18 protein-coding genes, 2 tRNA genes and 1 other RNA gene are annotated in these 21,268 nt (G+C 32.7%); 2 read left to right on the top strand and 19 right to left on the bottom strand.

What is annotated here, in order from left to right:
* The 9 genes from ACZ5N4_RS22530 to fdhF all read right to left on the bottom strand — a co-directional run bounded on the left by ACZ5N4_RS22530 (position 1) and on the right by fdhF (position 9,963).
* The gene (locus tag ACZ5N4_RS22530; RefSeq protein ID WP_464204725.1) at positions 1 to 1,386 is read right to left on the bottom strand and encodes a [FeFe] hydrogenase, group A; all 1,386 of its coding nucleotides are present in this window, start codon (positions 1,384 to 1,386) and stop codon (positions 1 to 3) included.
* Positions 1,387 to 1,421: 35 nt separating this feature from the next.
* Positions 1,422 to 1,976: a 4Fe-4S dicluster domain-containing protein gene (locus ACZ5N4_RS22535; protein ID WP_464204726.1), complete on the bottom strand. Its 555-nt coding sequence runs from the start codon at positions 1,974 to 1,976 to the stop codon at positions 1,422 to 1,424.
* Between the two features lie 53 nt (positions 1,977 to 2,029).
* Entirely contained in the window at positions 2,030 to 2,788 is a 759-nt protein-coding gene (locus tag ACZ5N4_RS22540; RefSeq protein ID WP_464204727.1) for a 2Fe-2S iron-sulfur cluster-binding protein, read from the bottom strand.
* An 11-nt stretch (positions 2,789 to 2,799) separates the two neighbouring features.
* On the bottom strand, positions 2,800 to 4,605 hold the full coding sequence (locus tag ACZ5N4_RS22545) for an NADH-ubiquinone oxidoreductase-F iron-sulfur binding region domain-containing protein (protein ID WP_464204728.1): 1,806 nt from the start codon (positions 4,603 to 4,605) through the stop codon (positions 2,800 to 2,802).
* A 2-nt stretch (positions 4,606 to 4,607) separates the two neighbouring features.
* Entirely contained in the window at positions 4,608 to 5,096 is a 489-nt protein-coding gene (gene nuoE, locus ACZ5N4_RS22550; protein WP_464204729.1) for an NADH-quinone oxidoreductase subunit NuoE, read from the bottom strand.
* 147 nt (positions 5,097 to 5,243) lie between these two features.
* Positions 5,244 to 6,023 carry a formate dehydrogenase accessory sulfurtransferase FdhD gene (gene fdhD, locus ACZ5N4_RS22555; RefSeq protein ID WP_464204730.1) on the bottom strand — a complete coding sequence of 260 codons (780 nt, stop codon included), beginning with the start codon at positions 6,021 to 6,023 and terminating at the stop codon, positions 5,244 to 5,246.
* Complete coding sequence (gene mobB, locus ACZ5N4_RS22560; protein ID WP_464204731.1) at positions 6,016 to 6,555, bottom strand: molybdopterin-guanine dinucleotide biosynthesis protein B; 540 nt, start codon at positions 6,553 to 6,555, stop codon at positions 6,016 to 6,018. The genes fdhD and mobB overlap by 8 nt, the downstream gene beginning before the upstream one ends.
* Positions 6,533 to 7,738, bottom strand: coding sequence for a molybdopterin molybdotransferase MoeA (locus ACZ5N4_RS22565; RefSeq protein ID WP_464204732.1), 1,206 nt, complete (start codon positions 7,736 to 7,738; stop codon positions 6,533 to 6,535). The genes mobB and ACZ5N4_RS22565 overlap by 23 nt, the downstream gene beginning before the upstream one ends.
* Before the next feature lie 74 nt (positions 7,739 to 7,812).
* Positions 7,813 to 9,963 (bottom strand): formate dehydrogenase subunit alpha, encoded by a 2,151-nt coding sequence (gene fdhF, locus ACZ5N4_RS22570; protein ID WP_464204733.1) that lies wholly within the window; start codon positions 9,961 to 9,963, stop codon positions 7,813 to 7,815.
* 808 nt (positions 9,964 to 10,771) lie between these two features.
* On the opposite strand from fdhF, the gene ACZ5N4_RS22575 reads away from it, so the two are divergent.
* The gene (locus tag ACZ5N4_RS22575; protein WP_464204734.1) at positions 10,772 to 11,113 is read left to right on the top strand and encodes a hypothetical protein; all 342 of its coding nucleotides are present in this window, start codon (positions 10,772 to 10,774) and stop codon (positions 11,111 to 11,113) included.
* 91 nt (positions 11,114 to 11,204) lie between these two features.
* Here ACZ5N4_RS22575 and ssrS read toward each other — a convergent pair.
* The 10 genes from ssrS to ACZ5N4_RS22625 all read right to left on the bottom strand — a co-directional run bounded on the left by ssrS (position 11,205) and on the right by ACZ5N4_RS22625 (position 20,353).
* Positions 11,205 to 11,399: non-coding RNA, 6S RNA (gene ssrS, locus ACZ5N4_RS22580), on the bottom strand.
* Between the two features lie 11 nt (positions 11,400 to 11,410).
* Positions 11,411 to 11,493 (bottom strand) — tRNA-Leu (locus tag ACZ5N4_RS22585).
* A gap of 56 nt (positions 11,494 to 11,549) precedes the next feature.
* On the bottom strand, positions 11,550 to 12,158 hold the full coding sequence (locus ACZ5N4_RS22590; RefSeq protein WP_464204735.1) for a lytic transglycosylase domain-containing protein: 609 nt from the start codon (positions 12,156 to 12,158) through the stop codon (positions 11,550 to 11,552).
* Between the two features lie 22 nt (positions 12,159 to 12,180).
* Complete coding sequence (coaE, locus tag ACZ5N4_RS22595; RefSeq protein WP_464204736.1) at positions 12,181 to 12,804, bottom strand: dephospho-CoA kinase; 624 nt, start codon at positions 12,802 to 12,804, stop codon at positions 12,181 to 12,183.
* A gap of 31 nt (positions 12,805 to 12,835) precedes the next feature.
* Entirely contained in the window at positions 12,836 to 15,502 is a 2,667-nt protein-coding gene (gene polA, locus ACZ5N4_RS22600) for a DNA polymerase I (RefSeq protein WP_464204737.1), read from the bottom strand.
* A 32-nt stretch (positions 15,503 to 15,534) separates the two neighbouring features.
* Positions 15,535 to 16,680, bottom strand: coding sequence for a chorismate synthase (gene aroC, locus ACZ5N4_RS22605; protein ID WP_464204738.1), 1,146 nt, complete (start codon positions 16,678 to 16,680; stop codon positions 15,535 to 15,537).
* Positions 16,681 to 16,976: 296 nt separating this feature from the next.
* Positions 16,977 to 17,894 carry a glutaminase A gene (gene glsA / locus ACZ5N4_RS22610; protein WP_464204739.1) on the bottom strand — a complete coding sequence of 306 codons (918 nt, stop codon included), beginning with the start codon at positions 17,892 to 17,894 and terminating at the stop codon, positions 16,977 to 16,979.
* Between the two features lie 404 nt (positions 17,895 to 18,298).
* A complete protein-coding gene (locus ACZ5N4_RS22615) occupies positions 18,299 to 18,433 on the bottom strand; it encodes a hypothetical protein (RefSeq protein WP_464204740.1) in 135 nt (44 codons plus the stop codon).
* Positions 18,434 to 18,638: 205 nt separating this feature from the next.
* A complete protein-coding gene (locus ACZ5N4_RS22620; RefSeq protein WP_211141095.1) occupies positions 18,639 to 19,640 on the bottom strand; it encodes a GGGtGRT protein in 1,002 nt (333 codons plus the stop codon).
* Positions 19,641 to 19,660: 20 nt separating this feature from the next.
* On the bottom strand, positions 19,661 to 20,353 hold the full coding sequence (locus tag ACZ5N4_RS22625; RefSeq protein ID WP_464204741.1) for an iron-sulfur cluster assembly scaffold protein: 693 nt from the start codon (positions 20,351 to 20,353) through the stop codon (positions 19,661 to 19,663).
* Between the two features lie 360 nt (positions 20,354 to 20,713).
* Between ACZ5N4_RS22625 and ACZ5N4_RS22630 the strand changes: the two genes are divergently transcribed.
* Positions 20,714 to 20,800 (top strand) — tRNA-Leu (locus ACZ5N4_RS22630).
* The last annotated feature ends 468 nt before the right edge of the window (positions 20,801 to 21,268 follow it).

Below are 21,268 nucleotides of genomic sequence, written 5' to 3' on the forward strand. Positions count from 1 at the left end.
TTAATTCTCCTTTCTAGATTTATAATGTGTATGCAAGAGCTCATGTGACTTATGTCCTAGAGGCTCTCCTAAAAATTCATCATATATCTCCTTTATAGCAGGATTTTCATGTGACTTTCTAACCTCTAAATTTGCATCATGGTTATAAAGTCCAGCTTTTCTATTACTATATGCTGTGCTCCTATCCTCATCGAAAATTAACTTTGGCTGTCCGCCTCCACTTATACATCCTTCTGGGCAGGTCATTACTTCTACAAAATGCAAATCACATTCACCAGTCTTTATTTTTTCCATTAAAGGCTCAACATGCTTTAATCCTGAAACCACTCCAACCTTTAATTTTAAGTCACCAACCTCTACTTCTGCTGTTCTAAAGCCTTCTCCGCCTCTTACAGCAGTAAGATCTACACTTGGAATTGACTGCTTAGTTATAAGTTCATATCCCGTTCTAAGAGCCGCTTCCATAACTCCTCCAGTTAAACCAAATATAGTACCTGCACCAGAATAGTTTCCTAGCGGATTGTCAAATTCTTCTTCTGGTAAGCTGTGGAAGTCGATAGATTTATCTTTTATCAATTGAGCTAGTTCCCTTGTAGTTATAGCAACATCTACGTCCCTGTATCCACTATCATTCATTTCCTCTCTGTTTGCTTCAAAAGGTTTACATGTACATGGCATAACAGATACACTATACATTTCAGCTGGGTTTACATTGTTAATTCTTGCACCATAAGTTTTAAACATCGCTCCAGCCATCTGCTGTGGGGATTTACAAGTTGAAAGATGATTGGTAAGCTCTGGATATGTCTGTTCTACATATTTAACCCATGCAGGACAACAGGATGTAAACATTGGTAAAGTTCCACCTTCTGTTACCCTTTTTATAAGCTCAGTACCTTCTTCCATTATAGTTAAATCTGCAGCAAAGTTTGTATCATACACTCTTTCAAATCCCAACTTACGAAGTGCTGCTGCCAACTTTCCTGGCGTAAGTGTTCCAAGTTCTAATCCAAAATCTTCAGCTAAGCCCACTCTTACTGCTGGCGCACATTGTACAACTTTAAACACATCTTTATTTTGTAATAAATCACTAACTTCTATTACATGTCCTTTATTGTAGGCTGCAAATATAGGTTCCTTTACACTTTTTAACATTCCTCTGTCATAAAGCTTTTTGCTTCTAGGTGTCGGAATTTCTTCATACATAGGAGCATAACCTTTACAAATCTGTACACACTGTCCACACATGACGCATTTATCTACATTTATTTGCTGAGGCTCCCCTTCCTTGCCTTCTATTGCGTCAACAGGGCAAACTTCTGAACAACGTCTGCAACCTGTACATAATTCTTTATCTATATTTATCATGGCAGTATTTGTTGACATCTCTAACATCCCTTTCTTTCATGGATTTTTATAACCTAAAGATTTTTGTTAATGTTAAGCAATTCTAAAACCGCTTTAACATTACGATCTGTCTTATCTTCTTTAGGAGTAGCTACTTTTAAAGCATCTTTTGGACATGCTTTAATGCAATTTGGTGTGCCACCAACCTCTTTACACATGTCACACTTATACGCCATTATAGTTAACTTTCTATCAATTCCACCACTTACTACTGCCCCTACATATTTAGGCAATAGATCAATTGCACCAACCGGACATACTAAGCTACAGGTCTTACAGCCTATACAAACTTTATCATCTATAGTTATAGCTCCGCCCACTTGAGTTATTGCACCAGAAGGACATGAATTTGCACAAGGGGCATCCTCACAATGCCTGCACTGAACTTCCATAGCTGCATTTTTATTTTTTATAAAAAATAATCTTGGTATTATAGGAGTATCTATAGTACCTATTGTTGCACCTGTATTATTTTCTCTATGAGCTGCCGCACAAGCTACTTCACAGGATCTACATCCAATACACTTATTTGGGTCTCCTATTACAAAAGAGTTAAGATCTGGTTTCATTTAACTTACCACCCTTCCTTAATTTCCAATTCTCAATTCTAAAAAGCTTTATGCTACAGCTCTAAACCTTCGAAAACATTTTTTATATTCTCAAGACTTGCCTTTCTCCTACATTCTTCGCAAAGCGCCTTTTCTAATTTTCTGCCTGACTTTGCAAATGCAAACTTCATATGATCTACAGTAGCAAATTCTTTACCACACTCTTCACATGCTTGTAATTTTAATTTTTTACCCCATATTTCTCTTTCACCATCTTTGTCTACCATCTTTATTGCATTAGTTGGGCACACATTTACGCAAGCAGCACAACCTATACATTCTGGTGATGGATCATCAAAAGGTGTAGATACCTTTTTAAAAATACCTCTATCAACTGTAGCTATAGCGCCTGTCCCCATTTCTTCACAAGCTCTTGCACAGAGTCCACAAAGTACACAGTTTTCGCTTCTATCTAATTCAAATCTGTTTACTCTCTCTTCTTCAACTCCAAATTCCGCTGCCATTTTCTTAAGTTCTTCATTCTCAGGGCATCTAGCTTGAAGAAGCATAACTAAATCTTTTCTTATATCTCTTATTTTTTTAGAATTAGTTACAACTTCAACTTCCTTTGTAATAGGGAATATGCAAGAAGTTACAACCTTGGACCATCCCCTGTCTATTACCTCAACTACACATAGTCTGCAGCTTCCAAGTCCTGAAAGAGCATCACTATGACATAATGTAGGTATATATATATTATTTCTTCTTGCTACTTGTAGTATATATTCACCACGTTCTGCTTCACATACTTTTCCATCAATTATAATTCTCATAGCAACACCCCCTATTTAACTTTAACTGCATTAAACTTACAAATGTTCATACAGTTACCGCATCTTACACACTTTTCAATATCAATTGCATGAGGTTTCTTAACATCTCCTGTAATAACATCTACAGGACAGTTCTTTTTACATATATCACAACCAACGCACTTCTCTTCATCTATAATAAATGTTGTAAGTTCCTTACATACTCCTGCACGACATCTCTTATTTTTTATATGCTCTTCAAATTCATCCCTAAAATATCTGATAGATGCTCTTACTGGATTTGGCGCACTCTTTCCAAGTCCGCATAAAGCTGCACTACCTACAGTTTTACAAATTTTTTCAAGTTCTTCTATATCTCCTTCTCTACCTCTTCCTTCACAAATATCAGTTAATATCTCAAGCATTCTCTTTACGCCTTCTCTACATGGAACGCATTTTCCGCAGGATTCTTCAGCAAGGAAGTTGAGGTAATATCTTACCACATCTACCATACAGGTTCTATCATCCATAACAATCATACCACCAGAACCCATCATAGAGTCAGCTTTTACTAGAGTATCATAGTCTACTTGTAGGTCCAAGTATTCTTCAGGTAGACATCCACCAGAAGGCCCTCCTATTTGAACAGCTTTAAACTCTCTGTCATTTAATACTCCGCCGCCTATATCATATATTATTTCTCTAAGAGTAGTTCCCATAGGAACTTCTACCAATCCAGTATTTTTAACCTTACCAACTAGTGAGAAGGCTTTTGTACCTTTACTATCTTTCATAGTTCCTATTGAACTATACCATTCTCCACCTTTAGTAATTATTATTGGAATATTAGTCCAAGTTTCTACATTGTTTAATACAGTCGGTTGTCCCCATAAACCTTTTTCAGTAGTATGGATATACTTAGCTTTTGGTTCTCCAACTTTTCCTTCAATTGAGGCTAATAGTGCTGTAGATTCTCCACATACGAAGGCTCCACCGCCTCTTACTATATCAATATCAAAGTCAAAACCACTATTCATTATATTTTTGCCAAGATATCCTCTTTCTCTTGCTTGCTTTATTGCTAACTTCATATTTTCAATAGCTAGTCCATATTCATCTCTTATATATGCAAAGCCTTGGTTTGCTCCAATAGCATAAGCACATATGGCCATACCTTCTATAACACTATGAGGGTCACCTTCCATTATACTTCTATCCATAAAAGCACCGGGGTCACCTTCATCACCATTGCATACTACATATTTAGGAGCAGTATCTATACCATAAGCAGTTTTCCACTTACGTCCTGTTGGGAAGCCTGCGCCTCCTCTTCCTCTAAGGCCTGACTTAGTTACTTCTTCTATTACATCGCCCTTTTTCATATCAAATATTACTTTGTGAAGAGCCTTATATCCATCTTTTTCTAGATAATCTTCAAAAACAACAGGATCTATTTCTCCTACATTTCTAAGTGCTATTTTTATCTGTCTTTTGCAGAATTCACTTTCCTTATGGTGTCTTAATCTTTGCTTTGTTGATGTTTCAAAATAAAGAAGCCTATCGATAATCTCACCATTCATTATTGTCTTTTCTACAATTTCTTGTGCATCTTCAATTTTTACTTTAAAGTAAGCAATATCATCAGGCTGAACCTTTACTACTGGCCCCTTTTCACAAAGTCCATCACAACCTGTAGCTTTAAATTCATATTCTGTTTTTACAGAAGCTCCTGCTCCTAATTCAGCTACTTTCTTCTTAAGCTCTTCATATAGCTCCATACTATTTCTAGCTAAGCAACCTGTCCCACAACATACATAAATAGTTTTCTTTACACTCATCACTATTCACCTCTATATTCATCAAGAATTTCTTTTACCATTTTAGGTGTTAAGTTACCATAGTATCTTTCATTAATCATCATTACAGGTGCTATAGCGCAACATCCTATGCAGTTAACAGTGTTTATTGAGAACTTAAGATCTTCTGTAGTTTGTCCTGCTTTAATACCTAAACATTTTTCAATCTCGTCAAGCGCAACCATTGAGCCTGCAACGTGACAAGCAGTTCCATCACATACAGTTATAATATACTTTCCTTTTGGTGTTAAACTTAAAGCTTTATAGAAAGTTGCCATACCGTATAATTTACTTACAGGTATTTCTAAGTATTCTGCGAGAGTTTCTAATGCTTCTCTTGGTATATACTTATACTTTCTTTGTATATCCTGAAGTATTGCCAGAGTAAATCTCTGTTCCTTAGGATACTTTTCTATTACGTCTCTCGCACACAAGCTGTCTTCGTGTAATTCTTGTTTTTGTGCCGCTTGCATAAATAAATCCCCCTCTTATTGCAAATTTATATAAACAGAATAACAATAATTATCCCGCCTATCCCTAAAACCTAAAACCTTTAAACCCAAAACCTTTAAATCCCAAACCTATATCATTAATAAAACCCTATTTTTAAACTTTAATAATTATTTTATCCTATAAGGACATGTATAAATTTTCATTTTTTCTCCTCTTACAAAACCTGCTAATGTTATATTTAATTTTTGTGCAAGCTCTATTGAAAGGCTAGTTGGTGCAGACTTTGAAATGACTATTGGCAATCCAAACCTAGCAACTTTTAATATCATTTCAAAAGACACTCTACCACTTATGAAAATAATCTTATCATTTAGCGGTATATTTCGCATAAGCGCCTCTCCAATTGCTTTGTCCATAGCATTATGGCGAGCTACATCTTCGCAAATCACAACTATTTTTTCCCCATCTGATAAAGCTACGCAATGTGCTCCTCCTGTTTGCTTGAAAGCCTCAGAGTATGACAAATTCTCATCCATTAATTCATAAACTTTTGAAGCATCAATAGAAAGACATTGATCTTCTGCAACTTTACAATTTAATGATTCAACTAACTTAGAAAAAAAATCTGCTCTATCTTCTTCATTAAACCCTACCGGCAATAGTTGCCTTGATTGTTTATCACTATTCGCATTTAATCTTATCTTAGCTACACCATTTTTTTCATCTAATTCAAAGCTTTCTACTTCATTTATATTAGAAATTATTCCTTGAGTTCTTAAAAATCCCCAAACCAAAGCGTCTAATTTTTCAGGTGTACATAGCAGTGTGGCTATATGTTTTTCATTTACGAATAAACTTAAAGGGTACTCATAAATCATACTTTCACAGCTACTTTCTTTTTCATACTTGTCGTATTTAACTACAGGGTATTTTTTTATTTTAATCAACTACAGTTCCTCCCAAAATGTTTCTTTCAATAAAATTACACACTTCTTCTGGGTTGTTTATATCTAGAACTGGAATATTTATATTTAATGGTTCATTACTTGCAACAGCAATGAAGCTTGAGCTATCAAATTTAGGATTTTGACACAACAAATTACTGTCAACTTCCTTTCTATGAATCTCTATTTTAGGAAACTTGTTATCTTTAAATCCTTCGATTATGATGATATCCATATCTTTAAATAGCCATAGTAATTCATCTATTGTTCTTTTAGTTTCAACTCTTTGAATCATAGCTAATTTTGAATCTGATGAAACTACAACCTTATCTGCTCCAGCCTCTGTGAGCTTATAGCTATCTTTTCCTGGGTAATCTATCTCAAATTTATGGACATCGTGTTTTATTGCTCCTACTTTATATTTCTTATTCTTTAATATTTTTATGATGTTCTCAATTAAAGTTGTTTTCCCAGTATCAGACTTTGTTGATACAATCGAAATTATTGGTACTTTATTTAAATATAAATCTTCCATTGACTTCCTCTCCTGCTTTTACGATTTCCTTATCTATTATAATAATTCCATTTGCCTTACTTATTGTTAGGAGTTGATTTGAACTTTGAGAACCTACTTTATATGCATAGTGGATTCTATCTTTCTCTTCAATATTTACGTAAACATAGTTTGTTCTCCCCTTCACAGAGCTAAAGTCTTCTCCTAAAACAACTTTAAATTCCTTATTATGTATATCACTTTTGCCCATCATCTTTTTAACTGCAGGTCTTACAAACTGTTCAAATGTATTTATTACTGCTAAAGGATTTCCTGGAAGCCCAAAGAATATCTTATCCTTGCATTTTGCAAATGTGAATGGCTTGCCAGGTTTTATAGCTACTGACGAAAATTTAATATCAGCACCTAATTCTTTTAAACAGTTCTCAACAAAATCATAATCTCCAGCAGATACACCTCCAGAAGTTATAATAATATCACCTTCTTCAAAGGCATCTTTCATCTTTTTAAATAATAAACTCATATCATCTCTTACAATGCCATAAAACTTTACATCAGCTTGAAGATTCCTTCCAAGCGCCATAAGTGAATATCCATTACAGTCTCTTATCTTACCTGAAGTTAACTCTTCATTGACATCTATAAGTTCATCTCCAGTAGTAATTATAATTATTTTAGGTACTTTAACAACTTTTACAGAATTAAATCCCAGTGAAGCCATAAGTCCGATTTCTGATGGTCTTATAGTCATACCTGATAATAGAGCAATATCTCCTTTTCTAATTTCTTCACCAAGATTTAATATATTTCTATTCTTTTTTACCGGATTGAATATAGCTACCTCTTCGTTGTCGGCTTCAACATTTTCAATCTGAATTACTGCATCGGCCCTATTAGGTATAGGAGCTCCTGTCATTATTTTTAGTGCTTCTCCACACTTTAGCTGACCTTCATAAAAATCGCCTGCTTTAATTGTCCCTTTTATTTTAAGTTTTACAGGATTTTCTTCTGAGGCATTTTCTGTATCGTCACTTATAACGGCATACCCATCCATAGCAGATTTATCAAAAGGAGGTAAGTTATCTTTTGAATAAATATCCTCTGCTAAAACCTTATTTAATGAATTTAATATATTTACTGTTTCAAACCCTAGTACTTTTGTTTCTTTTAATACTATTTCTAAAGCTTCTTCGATTGTTATCAATTTAATTTCCTCCTATGTTAGCTAAATAGTTTCTCAAAAGACCTATCTTTTCCAAGATAGGCCTTTATATTATTTTATACTTCCACTTTTTCAGTTTGAACATTCATTGCTTTTCTTACTTTATTGTATTCCTCCTTAACAAACTGCTCTGCTTTTTCTTGGTCTTCTATTGTTTCAATTTTTACAGCACAGTATTTATATTCAGGAGTCTTTGATATAGGATCTAAGTTATCTATAGTCAATTCGTTGCATGCACCTATCCACCATTGATATGTCATGTAAACTGCCCCTCTGTTAACTCTATCTGTAACTAGCGCCCTAGCTACTACAGAACCTCTTCGAGAGCTTATTCTTACTAGCTCCTGATCGCTAACTCTAAGCTTTTCTGCATCCTTCGGGTTCATTTGTATGTAGCCTGGTTCATCAGCAAGCTGCTGAAGGGCACGGCAATTTCCTGTCATTGTTCTTACGGAATAATGACCTACTTCTCTAACTGTAGATAGAACTAAAGGATACTCTTCATCTGGAGTTTCCATTGGCGGTCTCCATTCTGAAGCAGATAACTTTGCTTTTCCACTTGGAGTTGAAAATTTATTTCCTGCATACAGGTATGAAGTTCCTGGATGTTTCTCGTCAGGGCATGGCCACTGAATACCCCCAAGTTTCTCTAATCTTTCATAGCTAGCTCCTGTAAAGTTTGGACATAAATCTCTCATCTCATCCCATATTTCTTTTGTATTATTATAGTGCATATTATAGCCCATTGCAGTAGCAACCTCTGAAAGTATTTGCCAATCTGGCTTAACATCACCACTTGGCTCTATTGCTTTTCTAAATCTTTGGAAGCCACGGTCAGCACAACTATAAACACCTTCATGTTCCCCCCAAGATGTTGCTGGTAATATTACATCAGCATGCAATGCTGTCTTATTCATAAATATGTCCTGTACAATTACAAGTTCCATTTTTTCTAATGCTTCTCTAACCTCTGATGAATTCGGATCACTTTGAACAGGGTCTTCTCCCATAATATAATAAGCTTTAATCTTGTTTTCTTCTAATGTAATTCTTGGAACTTCAGTTAAATGATATCCCATCTTATTGGAAAGCTTTACACCCCATGCTTCTTCAAATTTTCTTCTAACATTATCATCATCCACTTTTTGGTATCCAGGATATACATTTGGTAAAGCCCCCATATCGCAGGCTCCCTGAACGTTATTTTGACCTCTTACTGGTCCAATGCCTACGCTTGGCCTTCCAAAATTGCCAGTTAATATAGCAAGAGAAGCTAGTCCTTTAACAACATCAACTGCCTGTCCAAATTGACATACTCCCATTCCATATAATATCATAGGATTCTTAGCTGAGGAATACATTCTCATTGCTTTTCTTATATCTTCTTCCTGAACATCTGTTATTTCACTCGCATATTCAGGAGTATATTTGCTAACTAAATCTTTATACTCTTCAAAGCCTTCTGTATGTTTTTCAACAAACGCCTTATTATAAAGACCTTCATTTATTAATACATTTCCTAGAGCATTGACTAACGCCATATTAGTTCCATTTTTTATTGGAAGCCATAAATCTGCTATTCTAGCGGATTCTGTTATACGGGGATCGACAACTATAACTTTAGCTCCATTTTCTTTTGCCTTAACTATTCTTCTAGCAACTATAGGATGAGAGTCTGCTCCATTATAACCAAAAATAAATATTAAATCAGCATTATCTAGTTCATGAATGCCATTAGACATTGCTCCATTTCCTAATGTGTAAGCCAAACCGGCTACTGAAGGAGCATGTCAAACTCTTGCACAGTGATCTATGTTATTACTCCCAATAACTGCACGGATAAATTTTTGCATTATATAATTTGCTTCATTTCCTGATCCTCTTGCACATCCTGTTCCCATAATTGACTCAGGACCATGCTTTTCCTTTATTTCACTTAATTTTGAAGCAGTAAAACTTATTGCCTCATCCCATGATACTTCTTGAAGCTCTCCATCTTTTCTAATCATAGGTCTCTTAAGTCTAGAAGTTAAAATTTGTGGATCATTTAAAAAGTCCCACCCATAATAACCTTTCAAGCATAAAGTTCCTTCATTAGTTCTACCATTTGCCGGCTCAGCTCTAACTATCTTATCATCCTCTACAATCAGATTAAGGTTACAACCAGCACCACAATAAGGGCACACTGTCAGCACCTTATTTTCCATTGTAATTCCCCCCTCTTTATCTATCTCTTAATTTTTCTCATTGATACAAATTTATTTATAAACATTGTTTAATATATTAGAATACCACAATGTCTCTCACGAGTCATTGATAGCATACCTATCAGTTCTTGTGATTTAGAAATAAACATGAAATTAATTAAATTTTATAATTGCATTACCAAATAATTAATTATTTTTAAAAATATAGCGGGAATTTATTCAAAGTATACTGGAGGTTAACGAAAAGAATGATTACTGAGTAACTTAGTATAACTATTTCAATGAATATATAATTTGGTAGATTAGTATGTTTGATCAACCTTTAATTCATTTACAATTTCATTTGTGATTAATTAGATTAGTTCTACTTATAATAATATATTAAAATATTAGGAAATTCATGTCAAGTTCTACTAATAAAGCAAAAATAACTATAATTTTTTTAAAATAACATTAAAATAAGTTAATTCTTAATTTTCTAACATTTCATTTAATCACATTAAACTCACATAAAAAAACATAAATTCGCGGCAATTTTTTTATCATCTATTGTATATTATTGTATTACTGTTATTTTTTTATCAATAACTTATTATTGTAATTCATTCAATTTTCATTAAGCCGTACTTCTTAAATTAAAATTACTGTAAAATATTTCAATTAGAAATGAGTAAACCAAATTTCATAATTTCACTATTAATGTTAATAAGATAATAGAATACTATTATCTCATATGGGAATTCTACTTAATGGGTTCAAAACATATGAACCTATTTTATTAATTTGCATTTTGAAAGGAGATTTTCTCATGGATAACAAAAAAGCTTTAGAAGAAGCAAAACAACTTAACCAACAGTCTAGACAAAGTATGCCTAATACAGGAATGGCTGGTGGTATGACTAGCAGCACAAATAGTTCAGACTTACAAGAGGCTGTGCAACTTAATCAGCAATCAAGACAAGGCATGCCTAATACAGGAATGGCTGGTGGTATGACTAGCAGCACAAATAGTTCAGACTTACAAGAAGCTGTGCAACTTAATCAGCAATCAAGACAAGGCAGCACTTCAGCAATGACTAGTGGAGTTGGCAATTCTGGCTTAGAAGAGGCTAAAAAACTTAATCAACAATCAAGACAAAGCAAAAAATAGTTATTAACTATATAAGTTATACAGAATATAAACTATAATCTGTATAAAATAAAAGAGAGGTAAATTTACCTCTCTCAATTACTGTTCAAAAGTATAATCCAAAATACCGCCGCTCTAATTTTGACACCTATCTCTCCGATAGGTGGGTGTCCTCACAGATGTTTCTATCGCCCTCAAAGCCGTCAAAAGGTCTCACAAGAAAGTACATATCTACGCCTAAATGTTGAACTCCCGTTTTAGTAATGTAGGTTCAAAATATAGAGCTTCTCAAATATTCCAGAAATTATACAATTTTAATGGTGCGAAAGACGGGACTTGAACCCGTACGGTCTCCCACACGCCCCTCAAACGTGCGCGTCTGCCGATTCCGCCACTCTCGCGTCTCTACCTATATTATAGTATATTTTATTTAATTGTCAACTGTAAAATAAATCTTCTAGTTTTTAAGCTTTATATATTGTAGGAATATATCTATAGCTGTACTTAATGATTTGCTTTTGCTTTTATCATATAAATACTTATAGATGTTATAGTTTACTTTGACTTTTTTTACATACTTGTCAGTCTCTTTAAAAGGTATGTAGTGAAGATTCTTTCCATCTGCTGAATGGTTTGAACTCTTTAACCATTTTTGTACATTCCCTCTACCACCATTATATGCAGCTAATGCTACATCTATATTTCCGTCAAATTCTTCTCTTAAATTATTTAAATACCAGCATCCCATTTTTATATTGAATTCAGGATCATTTAACATTGAAACATTAAAATCCTTTATATTCATTTTCTCTGCAGCCCATTCTGCTGTATCAGGGGTTATTTGCATTAGACCATAAGCATTCTTATGTGATCTTGCTTCTTCCTTAAAATTACTTTCTGTCTTTATTACTGCAGAAACCAAATAAGGATCCAATGCGTATGTCTGAGAATATTTAACTATGTAGTTAGAATATTTTAACGGAAAAAACAACTTTATTATATTTACAATGTTCATTACAAAAACAATAAATACTATAAGCAATAACGCACGTTTAATAGTTTTCAATATACTTTATGTCTTAAAATATCTATAATTTAAGACACTCCACCCCCCTATGCTTTTTGCCAATTTCTCTTAGTGCTTTATATAGTTCCTCTTCAGTATACTCTAAAGTTTTTGAGTTATCTATTATAAAATCGCATACCTTTTTTTTATCTTCTAAAGACATTTGAGAACTAATTCTATCAATTACCTGTTCCTCTGTTAAATGATCTCTACTTTTTACTCTTTCTATTTGAGTTTTTGAATCAACCCATACAAGTATATTTACATTCATATGCTTATGAAGATTATTTTCTATTAACGTAGCTGCATCAACGAAACATACTTGTTTTCCTTCTTCTTTAAACTTATCTAGATTGATAAATATATATTCTATTATAAATGGCATTATTATATTTTCGTATTTTTTTCTTCTTTCTTCCACAGCAAATATATAATTACCAAACTCTTTTCTTTTAAGCTCTCCCTTTTCATTGAAAAACTCTTTTCCAAACTGTTCTTTTACTTTTTGAAGTATCTCAGGATAAATTCTTAATACCTCTCTTGCAGCAATATCTGCATCTATAATACTGAATCCTTTTTTCCTAAGCATATCAGATATAGTACTTTTCCCGCTTCCTATACCACCTGTAATGCCTATTTTTAGCACAGATCAACACCTCTTCAATTACAGTTTTATATTATTTAGCTTCGTACCAATTTCTACCTATATTTATATCAACCTCTAGAGGCACCCTTAAATCCAAAACCTCTTCCATCTCTTTTTTTACTATGGCTTTTACTTCTTCTAATTCTTCTTTGTCTACATTTAAAATAAGTTCATCATGAACTTGTAGTATTAGTTTACTATTAAGGTTTCTTTTTCTTAATTCATCATATACATTGACCATAGCTAATTTTATAATATCTGCGGCACTTCCTTGAATAGGAGTATTCATAGCAAGTCTCTCTCCAAAAGATCTTACCATCTTATTTGATGCCTTTATCTCTGGAATAAATCTTCTTCTATTCATGACAGTAGTTACATATAGGTTTTCCTTCGCTTGCTCAATTGCATCATCTAAATATTTCTTTACACCTGGATATCTCTCAAAATATGTGTCTATGTAATTTTTAGCCTCTTTTCTAGATATCTTTAGATCCTTTGCTAAACTGAAGTCTCCTATGCCATAAACTATTCCAAAATTTACTGCCTTAGCGTTACTTCTTTGCAGCGGAGTAACTTCATCTATAGGCACTCTAAATACTTCTGATGCAGTTTTAGTATGAATGTCACTATGGTTTACAAAAGCATCTATCAGATTTTCATCATTAGCTATATGTGCAAGCACTCTAAGCTCTATCTGTGAATAATCTGCTGAAAGTATAACACAATTATCATTCTCTGGCACAAAAACTTTTCTTATTTCTCTTCCCATTTCATATTTGATTGGTATATTTTGAAGATTAGGTTCTGTACTTGAAAGTCTTCCTGTGGTTGTAACAGTTTGATTAAAGCTTGAATGAATTTTTCCATCCTCATCTACTACAGCTTTTAATCCTTCAATATATGTTGAGTAAAGCTTTGTAAGTTGTCTATAGTAAGTTATCTTTTCTATTATTGGATGCTTATCTGAAAGTTCATCTAAAACTTCAGCATTAGTTGAATATCCTGTTTTAGTTTTCTTAATCACCGGCAAATCAAGTTTTTCAAATAATATTTTTCCTAATTGCTTAGGAGAATTTATATTAAATTCTTCTTCTGCAAGATCATATATTTCTTTTTGTATAGCACTTATTTCAACTTTGAATTTTTCACCAAGCTCTGTTAATTTTTCCCTATCTACCTTAAATCCCTCATATTCCATATATGCTAATACTTCAGTAAGTGGTTGTTCTACTCTATATAAGAGTTCATCCATATTTGCTTCTTTTATGCTAGCTTCCAAAGACTCAAATATCTTACTTAAAAGAGCTGTATGCTTTACTTGCTTTGTGAGATCATCTCCAGTAGGCCTAATTAATAAATAATTTCCTATAATATCTTCAAGTTCATATTCTCCTTTTGTAGAATCAATTAAATATGCAGCTATTTTGGTATCAAGCTTTATTCCTTCAAAGCTTATGCCCATTTTACGTAATATAGTATATGGTATCTTAACATCATGACTTACCTTCTGTATGTTTTTATCTTCTAATATAGATTTAAGTAAGTTTATTGTCTGCTGCTCGTCAGTATCCATAAATTGTTTTATTTCTATAATATAATTATTTTCTTTTAGATTTACAAATATTTTTTCTATATAGCTTTTAGAGTAAACACTAGCATCTATTATTTTAAAGGTCATATACAAAAGTTCATTCTTATTCTTGCAAACTTTAAGTATCTGCTCTGCAACATCTTTAAATCTATCAATTTTGTCAATATTTTCAAATGTAACTTCTTGCTCTTCATCACTTTTCTCTGATTCTATATCTATGTTTTCACTACCCTTTTCTATTCCTGGAATCTTATCAACTAGTGTTTTAAATTGAAGCTTCATAAATAGCTTTCTTAAGCCTTCAGCATTATAATTTTCCTTTGACTTTATAGAATCTAAATCTATATCAATAGGCACATCCTTCATAATTGTGGCTAACTTTTTACTAAATATGGCCTGCTCACTGTACTGCTGTAAATTTTCTTTTATTTTCTTACCACTTATATTGTCTATATTACTAAGTACATTTTCTATGCTCCCATATTCTTTTATAAGTTTAAAAGCAGTTTTTTCTCCTATTCCAGGAACTCCAGGTATGTTGTCTGATGAATCTCCCATAAGCCCCTTTACATCAATAAATTGGTTTGAAGTAACACCATACTCTTCAACCATTCTTTTTCCATCGTAAATTTCCTTTTCTGTAATTCCCTTTTTAGTTATTATAACTTTGATATTATCTGAAGCTAATTGAAGGGCATCTCTATCTCCCGTAACTATGTATACTTCTATATCTTTATTCTCTGCAAAAGTAGAAAGTGTTCCAATTAAATCGTCTGCCTCAAATCCGTCTATTTCAAAAATATTAATTGAAAGCAATTCCAATAACTCCTTAACTACTGGAAACTGCTCAGCTAATTCCTCAGGCATTTTTTTCCTTCCAGCTTTATACTCCTTGTATTCACTATGTCTAAAGGTAGGCGCACTTCTATCAAAAGTGGATACAATATAATTAGGACTTATTTCTTCCTTCATTTTTAAAAGCATAGTAATAAACCCATATACAGCATTAGTGTGTAAACCTTCCGAATTTGTTAAAGGTGGAAGTGCATAAAATGCTCTATTCATTAAACTATTACCATCTAGTATCAATAATCTTTCTTTTGTCATATAAAATTACCTCCATTATAGTTTATATATCCTTATCTCTCATATACTTCTCGTCTGTATTCTACAACATATTGTTTTAGTTCTTGAAAGCTATCACAGGGAAACTTACTCATAATCTCTTTCAATATCTCAAAGGCACAAACATTTTCCAATACTACTGAAGCTGGAATAACTCCACATACATCAGATCTCTCATATCTATTTACTACATTTGTTCTATTAACTAAATCTATAGAATCTAAACTCTTTTTCACTGTAGGAATAGGTTTCATATAGACTTTCATATCTATATTTTCTCCATTAGAGACTCCTGCTTCTATTCCCCCACAATTATTCGAAGTTCTTATTATTTTTTCATCTACATAATATATAGGATCGTTAAAGCTACTTCCTAGCTTACTTAAATCAAGCCCATTGCCAAATTCAATTGCCTTTATTCCTTGTACCGACATCAAGGCTCTACTTAAGTTTGCATCCAGTTTTCTATCCCATTGAGTATAGCTTCCTATACCAATCGGCATGCCTTTTACAGAAATAGAAATACATCCTCCTATAGTATCTCCCTGCTCTTTACACATATCTATTTTCTCTATTATCTTTTCTTCAACTATACTATTATAACATCTTATTGAACTACTCTGGATTTTTTTAAATATTTTATCGTCATATAGGTCTATTGTATCATCAAAAATATTACCCACACTATTAACTTTACTTCTTATCTCTATATTTAGCTCTCTTAATATATTTCTGCACAAAGCCCCTACAGCGGTTCTTATGGCTGTCTCTCTAGCTGAAGTTCTTTCTATTACATCTCTAATGTCTCCTGTACCATACTTAAAGAACCCAACCATATCCCCGTGCCCAGGACGCGCTACCTTAATCTTTTCCTCATCTTTTGGTTCTCTACCCATTAATTCTTTCCAATTTTCATAATCCTTATTAAATATTACCATAGTAATAGGATTTCCCGTCGTTTTTATTCCCCTAACACCGGACCAAAGTTCAACCTTATCTTGTTCAATTTTCATCCGATCCCCACGGCCATATCCTGTCTGTCTTCTTTTCAGCTCATTATTTATAAAATCTATATCTATATTAAAATTAGATGGTATACCTTCTATTATTGCAACTAATGCCTTTCCATGTGATTCACCAGCATCTAAGAATCTAAGCATATTTTAGCTCACCTTTCATGATTTAAAATTAAAAAATATAAGTGCATAATACACTACTATTTTCTTTTACTATTATAAATTAGAAAAAGCTTATTGTAAAAATTTAAATAAACTATACCCTTTTTCATATGATATATCAATAGAAATACTGGTAAACATTATATGAATTATATGAAAGTAAAAAAGATTATATCTGATACATATTTAATAGCTATCTACAAAATACGTCTATTAAATAATTATTTCAGATATAATCTTTTGCAAATATTCTATAGCCTGTCCAAAATAAACTTTAACTAAAATATGCTTAAATCTAATTCTTTTGATAACTCTTCTAGAATTTTTACTCCAGCAATACTGTTACCTTTAACATCAAGTGCCGGTCCAAATACTCCAATTCCCATTCTCATTGGAACTGCTGCAAGTATACCTCCGCCTACTCCACTTTTACATGGTATTCCTATCTTTACTGCAGTATCTCCTGATGCATCATACATTCCACATGTAACCATTATTGTTTTAACAATCCTAGCAACATAGGCTGGTACTACCCTTTCACCATTCCAAGGTAAAACTCCATTATTAGCTAACACAGCTCCAACTCTTGCTATATCCTTGCAAGTTGCTTCTATAGAACACTGCTTAAAATATACATCTAGTACTTCTTCTACCTCTCCCTCTATTACTCCAGTACTCTTCATGAAATAAGCCAAGGATCTATTTCGATGTCCTGTATTTTTCTCTGATTTATATACATCTTCATTGATATTTATATCTGGGTTTCCTGTTATTTTTCTAGTAAACTTTAAAATTCTTTCAAAGATCTTGTCCCCATCACCACCTGCAATTAAAGAAACCGTTGCAATAGCTCCTGAATTTATCATAGGATTTAAAGGTCTTTGCGGACTCTTAGTTTCTAGATTTATTATAGAATTAAATGCATCTGCAGTTGGTTCCATTCCAACTTTTTTAAACACATTTTCTTTCCCATTATCTAAAATAGCTAACATTAGAGTTATAACTTTGGAAATACTTTGAATTGTAAACTTCTCATCGCAGTCTCCAGAACAATACTCTTCTCCATCTAAAGTGGTTATACATATTCCTAATGCTTCTGATTTAGCCTTAGTTAATTCCGGTATATAGGACGCTACTTTTCCATTTTTCGTATAAGCTTTATTATTTTCAATTAAACTATCTAATAACTTTTCCATATATTCTCCCACCTATCTAATACTTTAGATTATATATAATTTTAGTATTTCATTAAATTCATATATTTAAATGAAACTCCTTCTCCTTTCGTCGAATGAGTAAGCGATTCACTACAAATCAAAGATTTGAGTTCTCTGCTTAAATGAAACTCCTTCTCCTTTCGTCGAATGAGTAAGCGATTCACTACAAATTAAAGATTTGAGTTCTCTGCTTAAATGAAAATTTTTCATAATTTGTTTGAAACTTAATTTATATCTTTTAAACTTTGATGAATTTTGTATTAATACCTGCATATATCATTATATATCGTTTTCAACTGTTTGTAATCACTTTTTTTGTTATCATTGTATAAAAAAAAGCAGCAGAATTTTATTAAATCTGCTGCTGGTATATTCAAAAATTATTAACCTCGTGGAAGGATTCTACCTATCATATCAAACAAAAATCTACATGATTCCTTCTTTTTAGTTTTTACCTTTTTATTGTCATCACTTTTTTTGTCATCTCCGAAATTCATATCCTTTGGCATTTCTTTCATACAAACCACTCCCTTTTCCTATTTTTATTTGCAGTTTGTATAGCATTAAGCTATTCAAATCTCATATTTCTACTATTATAATATGTTTATATTGAAATGTCACTATAGAAATAAAAAATTTTTAGAATTTTTTTAATTTTGAAAATTTATGCCTCTATGATTGACATAGAGGCATTTTAACAAAGTTTTTACTATGAATTTTTTACTATTTTCTCATTGCTTCTTCGATAGCAACAGCTACTGCAACGGAAGCACCTACCATAGGGTTGTTACCCATTCCAATTAGTCCCATCATTTCAACGTGAGCTGGAACTGATGAAGAACCTGCGAATTGAGCATCTGAGTGCATTCTTCCCATAGTATCTGTCATACCATAAGAAGCTGGACCTGCTGCCATGTTGTCTGGGTGAAGAGTTCTTCCAGTACCGCCACCAGATGCAACGGAGAAGTATTTCTTGCCCATTTCAACACATTCTTTTTTATATGTTCCTGCAACTGGATGTTGGAATCTTGTAGGGTTAGTTGAGTTACCAGTTATTGATACGTCAACTCCTTCATGGTGCATTATAGCAACACCTTCTCTAACATCATCTGATCCATAACACTTAACCTTAGCTCTTGGTCCATTTGAGTAAGCCTTTTCTTTAACTATTTCTAACTTACCTGTATAATAATCGAATTTAGTTTGAACATATGTAAATCCATTTATTCTTGAGATTATATAAGCAGCATCTTTTCCAAGACCATTTAATATAACTCTTAATGGTTCTTTTCTAACTCTGTTAGCTTTTTCAGCTATTTTTATAGCACCTTCAGCAGCTGCAAATGATTCGTGTCCTGCTAAGAATGCAAAACATTTAGTTTCTTCTCTTAAAAGCATAGCCGCTAAGTTTCCGTGTCCAAAACCAACTTTTCTGTCATCAGCAACTGATCCTGGGATACAGAAAGATTGTAATCCTTCTCCTAAAGCTTCAGCAGCTTCAGCAGCTTTTACACATCCTTTTTTTATAGCTATTGCAGCACCTACTATATAAGCCCAGCAAGCATTTTCAAAGCATATTGGTTGAGTTGATTTAACTATGTTATAAACATCTATTCCTTTTTCATCACATACAGCTTTAGCGTCTTCTAAAGTCTTCATACCATACTTTTCGAGCACTGGTGTGATTTGATTAATTCTTCTTTCATAACTTTCAAATAATGCCATTTTCGTGTCCTCCTTATATATTATTCATGTCTTGGATCGATAACTTTTACAGCTTCATCAAATCTACCATATTGACCAGTAGCTTTTTCCATAGCTTCGTTAGCATCCATTCCTTTTCCTATAAACTCCATCATTTTTCCAAGGTGAACAAATTTATATCCTATAACCTCATTATCTGCATCTAAAGCTACCTTTGTAACATATCCTTCAGCCATTTCTAGGTATCTTGTTCCTTTAGCCTTTGTTCCGTACATAGTACCAACTTGGCTTCTTAATCCTTTTCCTAAGTCTTCAAGTCCTGCTCCTATTGGTAATCCACCTTCTGAGAAAGCAGTTTGGCTTCTTCCATATACTATTTGCAAGAATAATTCTCTCATAGCTGTATTTATAGCATCACAAACTAAATCTGTGTTTAATGCTTCAAGTATAGTTTTTCCTGGAAGTATTTCTGATGCCATAGCAGCAGAGTGAGTCATTCCTGAACATCCTATTGTTTCAACTAAAGCTTCTTCAATTATACCGTCTTTAACATTTAAAGTAAGTTTGCAAGCACCTTGCTGTGGAGCACACCAACCTACACCATGCGTTAAACCTGATATGTCTTTTACCTCTTTAGCTTGTACCCATTTTCCCTCTTGTGGAATTGGAGCTGCTCCATGATTTGGTCCTTTAGTTACACAACACATTCTGTCAACTTCTGTTGAATAAATCATTTTTTATTCTCCTTCCTGCATATATAATTATTATTTATATAGAACATAGTTATACTTATGTTCTAATAGTGCTATTTTTAACCCACAGGGACTTTTTTGTTCCCACAAATGCATGAAAAAATACATTTTTTCAACAATTATATTTTAGCAAATAAAAACTACTATCACAATAGATTTTATACAAAAATTGAAATCAAAACTATATACATAACATTTTGACAATTTAAATGAAACATTATATATATTATAGTTTAAGAAAATAAATTAATTTTTTAGTTTTCTAAACTTTAGTATATCTATAAAGATTTTAAACATCTATTGACTATGTTTATTATATGTGATATTATTGTTTTGTTACTTGCCGAAGTGGTGGAATTGGCAGACGCAACGGACTCAAAATCCGTCGGGGTAACACCCGTGCGGGTTCGACTCCCGCCTCCGGCACCAAGTTATATCAATGCTTAAAGGCTCTTTGGATGAATAATCCAAAGAGCCTTTTTCGTGCATTTGCTAACATTTTGCTAACATACAAATTAGGATTTTTAAAACTAAATCAACATAATTAAGGTTAGCAAATTATATATCTATTTTATTCTCCATAAAAATAAAATTTTCCAGCTTACAATTCTTACATCAACTCCTAAATTTGTATTTTTTAACTTTCGACTATTTTAGTTTCGATATTCGGTGTTTGTTTAACCTAATTATCAAGATATATTTTTTTATATTGTAATATATCTTTATAAGCATTGAAAATACTTACTTATAAGAGTAAAAAAATCTTATAGTAATATCTTTTAATAAGTCATATTTTATTTAATCTTATATATAGGTGGCAGAATTGAATTTGCCACCCATCTATAATAGCTTTATTTTCAGTTCATTTATTAAACCAAATTAAACTTTCACTTCCTC

The sequence above is a fragment of the Clostridium nitrophenolicum genome (assembly GCF_055391695.1).

Coding starts and splice junctions, on each gene's coding strand:
- ACZ5N4_RS22530 (WP_464204725.1), bottom strand. CDS start 1,386: ATGTCAACAAATACTGCCATGATAAATATAGATAAAGAATTATGTACA.
- ACZ5N4_RS22535 (WP_464204726.1), bottom strand. CDS start 1,976: ATGAAACCAGATCTTAACTCTTTTGTAATAGGAGACCCAAATAAGTGT.
- ACZ5N4_RS22540 (WP_464204727.1), bottom strand. CDS start 2,788: ATGAGAATTATAATTGATGGAAAAGTATGTGAAGCAGAACGTGGTGAA.
- ACZ5N4_RS22545 (WP_464204728.1), bottom strand. CDS start 4,605: ATGAGTGTAAAGAAAACTATTTATGTATGTTGTGGGACAGGTTGCTTA.
- nuoE (WP_464204729.1), bottom strand. CDS start 5,096: ATGCAAGCGGCACAAAAACAAGAATTACACGAAGACAGCTTGTGTGCG.
- mobB (WP_464204731.1), bottom strand. CDS start 6,555: ATGGAAGATTTATATTTAAATAAAGTACCAATAATTTCGATTGTATCA.
- ACZ5N4_RS22575 (WP_464204734.1), top strand. CDS start 10,772: ATGGATAACAAAAAAGCTTTAGAAGAAGCAAAACAACTTAACCAACAG.
- polA (WP_464204737.1), bottom strand. CDS start 15,502: ATGACAAAAGAAAGATTATTGATACTAGATGGTAATAGTTTAATGAAT.
- aroC (WP_464204738.1), bottom strand. CDS start 16,680: ATGCTTAGATTCTTAGATGCTGGTGAATCACATGGAAAGGCATTAGTT.
- glsA (WP_464204739.1), bottom strand. CDS start 17,894: ATGGAAAAGTTATTAGATAGTTTAATTGAAAATAATAAAGCTTATACG.
- ACZ5N4_RS22615 (WP_464204740.1), bottom strand. CDS start 18,433: ATGAAAGAAATGCCAAAGGATATGAATTTCGGAGATGACAAAAAAAGT.
- ACZ5N4_RS22620 (WP_211141095.1), bottom strand. CDS start 19,640: ATGGCATTATTTGAAAGTTATGAAAGAAGAATTAATCAAATCACACCA.
- ACZ5N4_RS22625 (WP_464204741.1), bottom strand. CDS start 20,353: ATGATTTATTCAACAGAAGTTGACAGAATGTGTTGTGTAACTAAAGGA.